11 protein-coding genes and 1 tRNA gene are annotated in these 13,623 nt (G+C 46.8%); 8 read left to right on the plus strand and 4 right to left on the minus strand.

All coding sequences use genetic code 11. From position 1 onward, the window contains the following. Nucleotides 1-212 precede the first annotated feature (212 nt). Entirely contained in the window at nucleotides 213-842 is a 630-nt protein-coding gene (locus Q0135_RS01595; RefSeq protein WP_297987720.1) for a hypothetical protein, read from the plus strand. A 51-nt stretch (nucleotides 843-893) separates the two neighbouring features. Here the strand turns inward: Q0135_RS01595 and Q0135_RS01600 are convergent. From Q0135_RS01600 to Q0135_RS01610, 3 genes are all read right to left on the minus strand, one after another. Continuing rightward, nucleotides 894-984: transfer RNA gene (locus tag Q0135_RS01600), tRNA-Ser, on the minus strand. A 630-nt stretch (nucleotides 985-1,614) separates the two neighbouring features. Next, nucleotides 1,615-2,031: a polymer-forming cytoskeletal protein gene (locus Q0135_RS01605; protein WP_005873147.1), complete on the minus strand. Its 417-nt coding sequence runs from the start codon at nucleotides 2,029-2,031 to the stop codon at nucleotides 1,615-1,617. Continuing rightward, nucleotides 1,983-2,903 carry a M23 family metallopeptidase gene (locus Q0135_RS01610; RefSeq protein ID WP_366112458.1) on the minus strand — a complete coding sequence of 307 codons (921 nt, stop codon included), beginning with the start codon at nucleotides 2,901-2,903 and terminating at the stop codon, nucleotides 1,983-1,985. The genes Q0135_RS01605 and Q0135_RS01610 overlap by 49 nt, the downstream gene beginning before the upstream one ends. A gap of 165 nt (nucleotides 2,904-3,068) precedes the next feature. Here Q0135_RS01610 and Q0135_RS01615 point away from each other — a divergent pair, with 165 nt between their 5' ends. Further along, nucleotides 3,069-3,512, plus strand: coding sequence for a DNA starvation/stationary phase protection protein (locus Q0135_RS01615; RefSeq protein WP_297987721.1), 444 nt, complete (start codon nucleotides 3,069-3,071; stop codon nucleotides 3,510-3,512). Nucleotides 3,513-4,054: 542 nt separating this feature from the next. Here Q0135_RS01615 and Q0135_RS01620 read toward each other — a convergent pair. Further along, complete coding sequence (locus tag Q0135_RS01620) at nucleotides 4,055-4,411, minus strand: histidine triad nucleotide-binding protein (protein WP_297987723.1); 357 nt, start codon at nucleotides 4,409-4,411, stop codon at nucleotides 4,055-4,057. Between the two features lie 130 nt (nucleotides 4,412-4,541). Here Q0135_RS01620 and pheS point away from each other — a divergent pair, with 130 nt between their 5' ends. From pheS to serA, 6 genes are all read left to right on the plus strand, one after another. Next, nucleotides 4,542-5,537, plus strand: coding sequence for a phenylalanine--tRNA ligase subunit alpha (gene pheS, locus Q0135_RS01625; RefSeq protein ID WP_297987724.1), 996 nt, complete (start codon nucleotides 4,542-4,544; stop codon nucleotides 5,535-5,537). Then, complete coding sequence (pheT, locus tag Q0135_RS01630; RefSeq protein ID WP_297987726.1) at nucleotides 5,534-7,864, plus strand: phenylalanine--tRNA ligase subunit beta; 2,331 nt, start codon at nucleotides 5,534-5,536, stop codon at nucleotides 7,862-7,864. Before pheS ends, pheT begins: the two co-directional genes overlap by 4 nt. Next, nucleotides 7,861-9,135 (plus strand): 3-phosphoshikimate 1-carboxyvinyltransferase, encoded by a 1,275-nt coding sequence (aroA, locus tag Q0135_RS01635; RefSeq protein WP_297987728.1) that lies wholly within the window; start codon nucleotides 7,861-7,863, stop codon nucleotides 9,133-9,135. Before pheT ends, aroA begins: the two co-directional genes overlap by 4 nt. Beyond that, nucleotides 9,125-9,961, plus strand: a complete 837-nt coding sequence (locus Q0135_RS01640) for a 4-hydroxy-3-methylbut-2-enyl diphosphate reductase (RefSeq protein WP_297987730.1) — start codon at nucleotides 9,125-9,127, stop codon at nucleotides 9,959-9,961. Before aroA ends, Q0135_RS01640 begins: the two co-directional genes overlap by 11 nt. 112 nt (nucleotides 9,962-10,073) lie before the next feature. After that, the gene (locus tag Q0135_RS01645; protein WP_297987731.1) at nucleotides 10,074-11,741 is read left to right on the plus strand and encodes a 30S ribosomal protein S1; all 1,668 of its coding nucleotides are present in this window, start codon (nucleotides 10,074-10,076) and stop codon (nucleotides 11,739-11,741) included. A 56-nt stretch (nucleotides 11,742-11,797) separates the two neighbouring features. Beyond that, a complete protein-coding gene (gene serA, locus Q0135_RS01650) occupies nucleotides 11,798-13,375 on the plus strand; it encodes a phosphoglycerate dehydrogenase (RefSeq protein WP_297987734.1) in 1,578 nt (525 codons plus the stop codon). Nucleotides 13,376-13,623 lie beyond the last annotated feature (248 nt).

A 13,623-nucleotide genomic window follows, 5' to 3' on the forward strand; every position in this document is an offset into this window, starting at 1 on the left:
GATAGCGCTCTTGTGCTTCTTTTACCTCTTCCGCGCATTCCGGCTTCAGTTCTTGTGAAATCTCATCGGAATTTCATAAAAGTCCGCGCGAAATTCTACGCGTCGCCGTCGCGAAATTTCGCGCAGAATCCCATTTTGCCACGTCATAAAATTCCACTCTCATTAAGGCAAAATTTAATACAATCCGTCTTTAAATTTTACGAAGGAAGTTTATGAAATTTTGGATTTGCGGCGTGGTTTTGGCACTATGCTGTGGAGTTTTTAGCGGATGCGCGAGTAAGAATTTGCCGGGCTACATGCAAGGGCGCGAGCATATCATCGCTATGAGCGCGGCGTCCGGCGGTCAGCTGCGTATGAGTGGTGAGATTTACGATTATGTATTTGATGCGAATCTTAGCGCCGTGCGCGCCAAGGTCGCAAGTCTGGCGTCGCTGAATAAAGACGCGATAAGGCGCAACGTAAGCATGCTCACGATCGACAGATATAACGAGGGTAGCGATGCTGCGTATATCCAGCATGAAATCGAGCTTGTAAAATACGATCTACCGCTATCCGTGCAGGCTAAGCTGATGGACGACCCAGAGCAGCTGGAGCCCGCGTATAGTTCTACGTTTCGCTACTCTTATCTGATCAAAGGCAAATATTTTAAGCGCTTAAAAGATCACGACGAGCTGCGCAGATCGCACCGCCTAAGCGTGCCGATCGAGTATCCCGCGCGTATAGCGGTCGATAGCGGGATCAAAAGCGAGCGCGATGCGAAAATGGATACCGATATACAAGGACTCATCGTAATGCCGCTAATGATGCCGGTGCTGCTTTTAGGCAGTATCCTAGACGGCTAAAATCGATTGAATCACGGAAGTGAAATTTTATTGATTTAAATTCTAAAATAGTGGCGGACAGAGAGGGATTTGAACCCTCGAGCCCCGGTTAGAAGCTGCACCCTTAGCAGGGGTGTGGTTTCGGCCACTCACCCATCTGTCCACAAAAAGAAATTGCATTATACATAACTAATCTAATAATGGGCTTAAATTAGCTCAGCTCGCAGAATTTATCACCACTCGGATATTTTGAGCTGACGGCACAAAGAGATATAACGAGTCAAAACATTCGACGTAGATAATTTATACTTGCTTACATAGCTTCTGCGAAACTTGAAACTTACGCGAGCTTTTAAAGTATGTGCGAGCAGAAATTTTGCGTTCATGCGTTATTCTGCGGCGAAATTTTAAAATTTTAAATTCAGTCGGGCGCGAATTTTAAAATCCGGCTTACAAACAAAATTTCAAAACCCCGTGTAAGCGCAAAATTTTGGAATTTAGAGTTTTACGGTTTACGTAACTATGAGATTTTAAGCATAGTTAAGCTTTAAAATTTTGAAAATTTTAAAATATAAAAATTTCAATAATTTTGGTTGCGAGGATCTTAAAATTTGGAATTTTTTAAAATTCTAAATTTTAAGATTAAAGACACTCTAAGATCTCGCAAATATAAAAATCTTTAAAATTCTAAGAATTCCAAAGGCTAGAAATTCTAAAATTTCAATATCAATCGGATTCTAAAACCCCGTCAGCTAAAGCGTTTTAAATTCCAAGAATTCCAAACGTGCGCGATTTATTCGCCTAGAGCTTTGTCGATAAGCTTGACGTCTTCGCTTGCGCTGCCGTCAATGACTAGGGCTTGATCGCCGCCACTTACCGCACTTTTTCCGTTAAATTTCGCGCCCACTTCGATGCCGAAGCTTTGCGATAGCACGTCGCCTACGAGCACACCGCCGCCTAGCAGCTCGACGAGCTCGGCTTCGATATTGCCGAAAAATTTGCCGCTGATTACGATATGTTTGGCCCTGATCGAGCCGCGCGCGGTACCATTTTTACCGATGACGACGGTGTTATCGGAGATCACGTCGCCTTCGACATTGCCATCAATATGCAAAATGCACGACAGGTGCAGCTCTCCTTTGATGAGCGTGCCTGACGAGATTATTGTTGTTTGAGCGGTGTTTGCATCGCCTTTATTAAAGATTGCCATGGGACATCTTCCTCCTTAGTAAAAATTTCTTTGTAATTTTTTTCGTTCCAGTTAATGAAATTTAGCGGATCTAGTGGCAGCTGCAAAAATCTAATCTCGTAATGCAGATGGGGGCCGGTGCTAAGCCCGGTGTTGCCGCTAAAAGCGATAAGATCGCCTTTGTTTACAAACTCGCCTACTTTGCGAGTTAAATTTGAATCCAAATGCGCATATCGTGTCGTAAAGCCGTAGTTGTGGCGAATCTCGACTAGATTGCCATAGCCAGTAGCACCCGCGCCGCTGTATTGGATGATACCGTCTGCAGGCGCGTAGATAGGCGTTTTAGGCGGCGTACGTAGATCAACGCCCGGGTGAAACTGCTTGCGTTTTAAGATAGGATGGTTGCGCCAGCCGAATTTCTCGCTGAGCTGATAAGTGCGCATTACCCTGCCGTTTGGGATCTGCATAAAAATTTCTTTTATCAGCGCGTCGGAGAATTTTTCGTTGATGATCTTTTGCGCGCGCTCTTTGATCTCTTGTTCGGAAGTAGGTTTGATGTGAGATAGGCGGTCGATCGCGCGCTCATCCTCCTCAGGATCAAGCCCAAACTGATGCTCCAAATCCGAAATTTTACCCTCGATGGCTTCAAATTCCATCTGACTTGCCGCGATACCGTCGCGAAGTTTTTGATTTAGCTCGTTAAGCTCGGTTTTGGTTCGCGAAAGGCTATCGATTTTAGAGCCCAGATACCTGATATATAGCGCACCCGTGACGAAAACGGTAAAAACAAATAGCACCAAATATAACGCGATCTTTTTGATGATTTGCGAAAGCAAAAAATTCCTAGAGCCGTTAAGGTCGGTTATAGTTATCATAAATTTGTTTTTCATAATGCGGCATTATAATGCAGCATAGCTGAAATTTCAAAAAAATTGTAGATAAATTTAAAAGCCATTTAATTTCAAAATTTCACTAAAAGATAAAATTTATTACTTAGTATAATTATAATTTAAGCAAATCTTGCTATAATTACAGCAATTTTAAATAAAGGAGACACAATGTCAAAAACAGTAAAACAACTAAACAAACTTCAGGCGGACGCTCATGCGTTCTTTGTTGCATTCCACGATTATCACTGGAATGTTAAGGGCTTACAATTCGCACAGGTTCACGCTTACACCGAGAAAGCATACGACGAGATGGGCGAGCTTTTCGACGATATGGCTGAGCGCGCGCTTCAAATAGGTGGCAAGGCCGTAACTAAGGCTAAGGATCTAATTGAGCTTTCAAAAGACGCTCCGATTAGCGTAAAAGACAGCTACGGCGTAACCGAAGTACTTGAGAACGTCAAAAAAGCCTACGAGTATTTGGTAGAAGAGTTTAAAAAGCTTCAAGAGGTAGCCGAAGCGGAGGGCGACGATACTACTTCAAACATCGCGCAGGATCACTATGGCGATTATGAGAAACGCCTATGGATGCTAAGCTCAATGCTAAGCAAATAATCCTCGTAAATCCTTTCAAAATTTTTAGGGGCGCATGCCCCTAAAATCTATTAAAGCTAATATTGAAATTTCAAAAAATTTTAAAATTCTAAAATTACATTTTCACGCTAAAATTTTAAATTCTACTTGAAAACTGAAGTAGAATCGCTCATTAAAAGTAAAATTCATGTAGGTTTTAAATTTCATATCATCGAAATTTAACTTATTCGCCATGTAAAAACACAACTCTTTTTATAAGGCTCGGTCTAATTTAAAATTTTGCCGTGTCGTTAAAATTTCTTGTCGATTTCAAATTTCATAGCCGTAAAAATTCTAAGAGCTAAGGCTTTGTAGCTAAAGAGTGGCATTTGCTAAAAGATATTTATATTTCTTTTTAGCGTCTGATGATAAATTTTAGCTTGTAGTTTTACTATTTTGATTATTTTTAAAACTTCGGTGTTTATAAATGAAGCGGAATTTTAAAAATTTCAAAGAATTTCGCAAATTCCGTAAAATTTTATAATTTCACGGAATTTTAGTTTTTATAGAATTAAGCTCTAGTCTTAAAAATTCTCTTCGGTATTGCGGTCGCTGACATGGTCCCACGGTAGTTTTATTCCGCCTAGGATATGAAAGTGCAGATGCATCACCTCCTGACCCCCATTTTCGCCGCAGTTGCAAACAAGACGGTATCCACTCTTATCAAGCCCCATTTTGCGAGTTACTTCTTGGATAAAAGCGCTCATTTTGCTCATCACTTCGGGAGGCGTTACTTGGAAGTTTTCGTAGCATTTTTTAGGGATCGCCAGGATGTGGATCGGCGCTTTTGGGTTGATGTCGTGGAAAGCCAAAAATTCATCGTTCTCTAACACTTTGTTGCACGGGATTTCGCCGTTTACGATCTTTTCGAAGACGTTCATTTTAGATCCTTTTATGAGGGTTGAAATTTAGCCGCGATTATAGCCAAAAAATCCAAACACGCAAATTTACCTAGCTTTTATCAAATTTTAACTACAATCGCGCCATTAAATTTAACTACAAGGATAGAATTTGCAAGAGATTAAAGCAAAAATCGACGCCGCATCGAGCCTAAGCGAGCTGGAAGCCGTGCGCTTGGAGCTTTTTGGCAAAAAAGGCATCATAACAGCGCTTTTTTCCGAGCTCAAATCCGCAGCGCCCGAGCAGAAAAAAGAGCTTGCCGTAAGCGCGAATGAAAAGCGCGATTATTTTAGCGAGCTCATCGCCGCAAAAAAGGCGAGCCTGGAAGAGGCGAAGCAAAAAAAGGCGATGAAAAATGAAGCAATCGACGTCACGCTTTTTAACGAAAACGTAAACTGCGGCGCGCTGCATCCGGTGATGGAGACGATGGATAAGATCATAGACTACTTCATCGCGCAAAATTTCAGCGTCGAAAGCGGCCCGCTCATCGAGGACGACTTCCATAATTTTGAAGCGCTAAATTTACCCAAATACCACCCGGCGCGCGATATGCAAGATACGTTTTATCTGAACGACGGGCGGCTGCTACGCACGCACACCAGCGGCGTTCAGATCCGCACGATGGAAAAATTTAAAGCTCCGCCGGTGCGCATGATCGCCCCCGGTGCGGTATTTCGCCGCGATATGGATCTAACTCACACGCCGATGTTTCATCAAGTGGAGGGTCTCGTAGTCGAGCAGGGAGACCGCGTGAGCTTTGCGAATTTAAAATACGTTTTAGAGGAATTTTTGCGCTATATGTTTGGAGACGTAAAGGTGCGCTTCCGTCCGAGCTTCTTTCCGTTCACGGAGCCGAGCACTGAGGTCGATATCAGCTGTATTTTCTGCCACGGGCATGGATGCCGCGTCTGTAAGCAGACGGGATGGCTCGAGGTACTAGGCAGCGGTGTGGTCGATCCTAATGTCTTTAAGGCGGTAGGCTGGAAAAACGTCAGTGGATACGCATTCGGGCTCGGCGTGGAGAGATTTGCGATGCTGCTACATGGTATCCCCGATCTGCGCTCGCTATTTGAAGGCGATATTAGATTATTGGAGCAGTTTAAATGATAATAACGAGAAATTGGTTGCAGGAGTGGATCGACATAAGCGAAATTTCAAGCGAAAGGCTGCTTTCTACGCTAAATTCCATCGGTCTTGAGGTTGACGCTCACGATAAAATTTCGCTTCCTAAAGGCGTCGTAGTAGGACTCGTAAAAAGCAAGCGTCGTCACGAGAATTCCGATCATCTAAATGTCTGCGAGGTTGATGTCGGTAAGCAGAGTCTGCAGATCGTCTGCGGCGCGAAAAATGTCGAGGCAGGGCAATACGTCGCGGTTAGCCTAATCGGCGCCGTGCTGCCTAGCGGCCTTGAGATAAAGCCTGCCAAACTTCGCGGTGTGGAGAGCTTTGGCATGATCTGTTCGGCAACGGAGCTTGGACTTGCTAAGACGAATGACGGCATTATGGTGCTTGATAGCAGTATCGGCGAGCTCGTGCTGGGCAAGGAGCTGCGCGAGTATGAAATTTTTAATGATGATCTTATCGAGATTGAGCTTACCGCTAATCGCGGCGACTGCCTTAGCATCTTAGGCATAGCGCGCGATCTAGGCGCAGCGCTTGATCTGCCGCTAAAGGAAAAGCACGAATTTGAAGATGCCGACGGAGCACCTGGTATCGGTAGAATTTTAAGCGTGCGTGCAAGCGATGAGGTAAGCGCTAAATTTGCTTTTCGAGCTTACGAGATCAAAGGCGAGCTGAAGTTAAATTTAAAGCAGACCTTGCGTCTTGCAAGCGTTGGTATTTTGCAAAGCTGCGCGGTGCAAAATTTCATCAACTACGCTACTCACTCTACCGGAGTATTGCTGCGCGCTTATGATTTTGAAAAGATCGCTTCCGCAGATGGCAAGGTAGCGCTTGACATAAAGCCTATGCCAAACGGCGAGTTCGGCGTTTATGCGGGCAAGAGATTGCTTAGCGTAGCAGGGATTTGCCAAGACGCGGAGCTAAAGGCGTGTTGCAGTAGCAAAGTGGTGCTATTAGAGGCAAACTACACCGCGCCACTAATTATCGCCAGAGCAGTAAACGAAAACAAAGGCCTAAAAGGCGACGAGCATGTGTATCGCTCAAGTAGAGGCAGCGAGCCAAAGCTAAGAGCGGGGCTTGATCTGCTCTTTAGATTGCTAGTAAAAAACAGCGCCGTTAGCCTATATGCGGGCACACAAAAGATTTCAAATGCTTTGGAGCCGCTTATCGTGGGCTTTAGCGAAAAAGAGATAAACTCAATGATCGGCGCGCAAATTCCACGCGACAAGATCGTAAAAATTTTAAAAAGGCTGGGCTTTGATGTGGGCGTCGAAGCCGATCTCATCACCGCCAAGGTGCCGCCTTTCCGCCACGATATCGTAAATTCTCACGACGTGTGCGAGGAGATCGTGCGTATCGTGGGCATCGATAATATCGCCGCCGCGCCGCTAAGCTTCTACGAAAAAAACCGCCTAAACAATACCTACGTAAGCTTATGTAATGGGCGCAAGCTTCGCAGCAAGGCGGCAGCAGTGGGATTTTTTGAATGCGTGCACTATGTATTTGACGACGGCAAGGCGCTAGAAAACTTAGGCTTTGCGCCGTGCAAGGTTAAAATTTTAAATCCGATAAACGGCGAGCTGGACGCGCTAAGACCGACGCTGATTAATCATCTGCTGGAATCTGCTGAGCGAAATTTAAAGAATTCTCGCAGAAGCGTCAAGCTTTTTGAGCTAGGAGAGGTCTTTGACGAAAGCGGCGCGCAGAGCTTAAGGCTGGGCTTTATCGCTAGCGGACTAAAGGCGGAGCCCTCTATCGCGGCCGGCGCGAAACCCGCCGCGGCGGATTTTTTGTATTTTGCAAATTTAATCCAAAGCGTCATCGGTAAATTTAATGTCAGGCTGCCTGGCGAAAATTTGAAATTTTTAAGCGAATTCGAGCAAGCCCAGATCGAGCAGGGCGGCGAGATAGTAGGCTTTATCGGGCGCGTGGATTACGCCGTAGAAGCAGGGCGCGATCTGGATAAAAGCTATCTGTGCGAGATCGATTTTTCCAAGCTTAAATTTGAAAATATCGTAGCGGACGCTTATTCGAAATTTCCTAGCGTATCGCGCGATCTAAGCATTTTGGTGCCGAGCGGAATGCGTTTCGAGCAGATCAAAGAGTGTATAGACTCCCTTAAAATCGAGGCGCTAAAGGAATTTATCCCGAGCGATCTTTACGGCGACGAAAGCCTGGGCGATTCAAAGAGCCTGACGATCAGGCTTGTATTTCAAGACCTTCAAAAAACGCTCTGCGACGAGGAAGTGGCGGGCTTTACCGATAAAATTTTAGCCGCGCTTAGTAGCGAGCTGGGACTTGGGCTGCGATGAGAATTTTTGCGCAAGCGGGCCCTTTGCGAGCGGAGATTTCAAACATCGCCGCGGATAAATCGATCTCGCATCGTGCGGCGATCTTTTCGCTGCTAGCGGAGGGGACGAGTAAAATTTCAAACTATCTAGCCGCCGAGGATACGCTAAATACGCTAAAGATCGTGGAGCTTTTGGGCGCTTGCGTGCAGCGCGACGCGAGCGAAATTTTAATCACTCCTCCCGCCGCTATCAAAGAGCCTAACGTTCCGCTTGATTGCGGCAACTCCGGTACGGCGATGCGGCTATTTATGGGCTTTTTGGCGGGACGCGAGGGCTTTTTCGTGCTGTGCGGCGATCGGTATCTAAGCGAGCGCCCGATGAGGCGCGTTGCGGATCCGCTTTGCAAAGTAGGCGCTAAAATTTACGGACGAGCAGGCGGCGAAAAGGCGCCGATTGCGGTGCTCGGACAAAAGCTCGGATATTTTGAATACGCGAGTAAAATCGCGTCCGCGCAGGTAAAGACCGCTCTAATTTTAGCGGCCTTGCGCGGCAGCGGGTGCAGGTTTAGCGAGCCCGAGCTTAGCCGCGATCACAGCGAGCGGATGCTAAAAGCGATGGGCGCGCAAATTTCGCAAAACGGCCTTGCGATCGAAGTCGCGCCGCTTAGCTCTCCGCTTAAACCGTTTGAAATTTTTATCCCAAACGACCCCAGCTCGGCGTTTTTCTTCGCCGTCGCCGCGGCGATAACTCCTGGCTCGCGTATCGTGCTAAAAAATATGCTGCTAAATAAAACCCGCATAGAGGCGTATGAAATTTTAAAACGCATGGGCGCCGAGGTAAAATTTCATAAAACGAGCGAAATTTATGAGCAGATCGGCGATATAGAGGTCGCTTACGCGCCGCTTCACGCCGTGGAGGTAAGCGAAAACATCTCCTGGCTTATAGACGAAGCGCCTGCGCTTGCGATCGCCTTTGCTTGCGCGCAGGGAAGTAGCGTGCTTAGAAATGCCGCCGAGCTGCGCGTGAAGGAGTGCGACCGCATAAAGGTAACCTGCGAAGGGCTTCGTGCCTGCGGTATCAAGGCGCGCGAGCTACAGGACGGCTGGCAGATCGAAGGCGGCGAGGCAAACGCAGCGATTATCACGCCGTGCGGAGATCACCGCATCGCGATGAGCTTTGCGATTTTGGGCTTAAGATCGGGGATGATCATCGAAGATAGCGATTGTATCGCGACGTCGTTTCCAAATTTTGCCGCGATTTTAAGACAGATCGGAGCCGGCGTTGAAGATTGAGATGGCCAAAAGCTACGGCTTTTGCTTCGGCGTCAAGCGCGCGATCAAGATCGCAGAAAGCGCCGGTGAGGCCGCTACGATCGGTGAACTGATACATAACGCCGAAGAGATCAATAGGCTAAAGCAAAATTTCGGCGTCAAAACCCTGGAGGGCGTTAGCGAGATCAAGGACGAGCAAAAGCTCATCATCCGCACGCACGGCATCCAAAAGGACGATCTGCAAAACCTAAAAGCGCAAAACAAGCAGCTCATCGACGCTACCTGCCCCTTCGTGACTAAGCCGCAGCAGATCGTAGAAAAGATGAGCGCGGAGGGTTACGACATTGTGATCTTCGGCGATAAAAATCATCCCGAGGTAAAGGGCGTGAAATCCTACGCCAAAGGAAGAGTTTACGTAGTGCTGGAGCCTGCGGAGTTACTACAGATTAAGCTCGGGACTCGCGTCGCGCTCGTTTCGCAGACTACGAAAAAGATAGAAAGCTTTACCAAAATCGCGGATTTTTTGATGCAACGCGCAAGGGAGCTGAGAATTTTTAATACGATTTGCAATGCGACGCTGGAAAATCAAGAGGCCGTAAAAAGCCTGTCGCAAAAGGCCGACGTGATGATAATCGTAGGCGGGAAAAATTCCTCCAACACCAAACAGCTTTTTTTAATTTCGCAGAATTTTTGCAAAGACAGCTATCTTATAGAGAACGAAAGCGAGCTTGAACGCTCGTGGTTTGAAAACAAAAGCCTCTGCGGCATCTCCGCAGGAGCTAGCACGCCTGATTGGATCATCAAAAAAGTAGTGGCGCAAATCGAAAGTCTAACGCAGAATTTATAAGCCCTCTTATCAAATTTACTCTTAGAAATTTATCAAATCGAAAGCAAATTTTGGCTAGAATCGCGCATTTTAGTTCTTTTCAAAAAAGCACAAATAAATTTAAAGGAAGCATATGGCTGAGGTGAACGAGAAGGTTCAAAACCACGCAGAGGAAGATTTTGCGACATTGTTAGAGGAGTATGACGCCGGGAAGTCTCGCGACGAGGTCGTCACAGGTAAGGTTATCGCCCTTAAGGACGGCGAGGTTTTCATAGACGTAGGCAGGAAGTCGGAGGGCATTTTGGACGCCGCCGAGGTTAGCGACGATCAAGGAAATCCGCAGGTTAATGTAGGAGATGACATCAAAGTCGCTATTATCGGAAGCAGAGGCGGTCGCCCGGTCGTATCGTATAAAAAGGCTCTAAAGAAGGAAAAAGTAAAGGCGTTCATCGACTCCTATGATGAAAACGCAGAAAATGTTTATGACGTTAAAATTCTATCGTTTAATAAGGGCGGTTTCGTTTGTGCTAACGCAGATGATGTGGAATTTTTTATGCCTCGTTCGCAAAGTGCGCTTAAAAACCCAAATGGCGCTGTCGGTAAAAATTTCAAAGTAAAGATCATCAAGGTCGATAGAGATGAGCAAAGCGTCGTCGTATCGCGCAAGAAGCTGCTTGATGAGGATCGTAAAGCAAGCAAAGAGGCGATCGAAAAGGTAGTCGCTACCGAGGGCATCATCGAGGGAGTCGTCAAAAAGATCACCACCTACGGTATGTTCGTAGACGTGGGCGGCGTGGACGGACTCGTGCACTACAGCGAAATTTCATACAAAGGCCCGGTAAATCCGAGCTCGCTCTACAAAGAGGGCGATAAGGTTCCGGTTAAGGTTATCAAATACGATAACGATAAAAAGCATCTCTCTCTTTCGATCAAAGAGGCGATGCCCGATCCTTGGAACGAGATCAAAGATAGCCTGGAAGTGGGCGATACTATCCGCGTAAAAGTAAGTAATATCGAGCCTTATGGCGCGTTCGTCGATCTTGGCAACGACATCGAGGGCTTTTTGCATATCAGCGAAATTTCATGGGATAAAAATATCAAAAATCCGAAAGATTTCATCAGCGAGGGCGAGGAGCTCAACGTCGAGGTCGTAGAGATTAACCCTAGCGAGCGCAGGCTGCGCGTGAGCCTTAAAAATTTACTCACCAAGCCGTTCGACGAGTTTGTCGCTAAGCATAAAGTGGGCGACGTGCTAAAAGGCAGCGTCACTACGATTACAAACTTCGGCGCATTTGTGAGGATCGACGGCGTAGAGGGGCTTTTACATAACGAAGACGCTTCGTGGGATCGCGGCGAGAAGTGCAAAAATTTATTCAAAGTAGGCGACGAGATCGAGGTTAAGATCATCAAGATCGACAAAGATACTCAAAAAATTTCTCTAAACCACAAAGAGCTCGGCGATAGCCCTATTAGCGAATTTGCCAAGAACCACAATCAAGGCGATGTCGTAAAAGGCAAGATCCGCGATATTAAAGAGTTCGGAATTTTTGTCGAGCTTGGAGGCGGTATAGACGCGCTTATCCGCAAGGAAGATCTTGGCAACGTAAGCGTAGATAGCCTAAAAGTGGGCGACGAGATCGAGGCTGCGATCGCTTTCATCGACGAGAAGAAAAATAGAATCCGCCTAAGCGTGCGCAGACTGGCTCATCAGAAGGAGCGCGAGGCGCTAAACGAGATCAATAGCAACGACGACGAGAAGCAAAGCCTAGGGGATCTGATCAAAGATCAACTAAATAAATAAAACTCTTTCCGCAAGGCATCTCCGCCTTGCGGACCTACTTCAAAAGGTTAAATTTAATGAAAACTATCATAGTCTGCGACGCAATCCACAAAATCGGTTTCGATCTGCTTAAGCAGGAATCGGACGTTAAAGTAATCGACGCCACGAGCGTGCCCAAGAGCGAGCTATACGGAATTTTAGGCGATGCTGACGTCGCGATTACCAGAAGCTCTACGGCGGTGGATGAGAAATTTCTAAATGCCGGCACCAAGCTAAAAGCGATCGTGCGCGCGGGCGTAGGCGTCGATAACTGCGACATCGACGGCTGCTCCAAGCGCGGCATTATTTTGATGAACGTACCTACGGCAAATACCATCGCCGCGGTCGAAATGACCATGTGCCATCTGCTGAATGCTGCGCGCAAATATGTAAATTCCTGCAACGATCTGAAAATTAATAGAATTTGGAAGCGCGAGAAATGGTATGGTACCGAGCTTTATAAAAAGAGCCTCGGTATCATCGGCTTTGGAAACATTGGCTCGCGCGTAGGAGTGCGTGCGCTCGCGTTTGGGATGAACGTCATCGCCTACGATCCGTATATCGAGCCCGAGAAGGCCACGAAGCTCGGAGTAAAATATACGAAAAATTTCGACGAAATTTTATCTTGCGATTTCATCACGATCCATACGCCGAAAAATCAAGAGACGATAAATATGGTAGGCGAGCCGCAAATAGCGAAGATGAAAGACGGCGTGCGCCTAATAAACTGCGCTAGAGGCGGGCTGTATAATGAAAAAGCGCTCGCAAACAATCTACGCAGCGGCAAGATCGCGTATCTCGGCATCGACGTTTTCGACAAAGAGCCTGCGACCGATCACGAGCTTTTGGATATCGAAAATTTAAGCGCGACTCCGCATCTTGGCGCAAATACGCTCGAATCGCAAAGCAATATCGCCCGAGAAGCCGCAGAGCAGGCGATCAGCGCCGCACGCGGCTTAAACTATCCAAACGCTTTAAATTTGCCGCTTAAGCTCGAGGATCTGCCGCGCGGTATCGAGCCGTATATAAATTTGGTCTCGAAAATGGCCTATCTTGCGGCGCAGATCAACAAAGGCCCGATCAAATCGATCACGATCGAGGGCAGCGGCGAGGTGGTGCAGTATCTAAAATCGATGCTCGTTTTTGCGATCGTCGGCGCGCTGCACGATTCTTTGGGCGATTCGCTAAATTACGTCAATGCTAAATTTCTTGCGGATGAAAAGGGGATCGAGACGAGCTTCGGCGAGCTTGCAAACAGCGTCTATAAAAGCGAGATCGCGGTAAAAATTATGACCGACGAGGCGATCTCAAACGTCGCAGGTACGGTCTTTGACGGCAGCGAGGAGCGCATCGTAAATATCGGCGGATTTAAGACCGATTTTAAGCCGAAGGGCAAGATGATAATCTTCAAAAACACCGACGTGCCGGGCGTTATCAAATCTGTAAGCACGATCCTAGCCGACGAAAACATCAATATCGCGGACTTCCGCTTAGGCAGAGGCGAGGAGGGGGACGCTTTGGCGGTCATTTTGGTCGATTCCGAAGTGCAAAAAAGCACGCTTGATAAGCTGGCGGCGCTTCAAACCTGCCTAATGGTGCGCTACGCGGCGATTTAATCCTTTTCCGCTTAGGAGGCGGAATTTTAAATTTCGCCTCATCTAATTCTTTATAATTTAAATTTACAATCCTGCGTGTAGAGCCGTCGCTTGAGGTCGTTGCAGTATGCGCTAGGCAGATATGTTTTGGTGCACAGCTTTTTTTGTAAGCGCCGCACGTTCTAAATTTAACTCTCATCGCGGTTTTGTTTTTAAATTTAAATTTCGTCCTTGCGGATCTACTTTTAAATTTCATCATCGCGGGCGCC

It is taken from the genome of uncultured Campylobacter sp. (assembly GCF_937981295.1).
Lineage (GTDB): Bacteria > Campylobacterota > Campylobacteria > Campylobacterales > Campylobacteraceae > Campylobacter_B.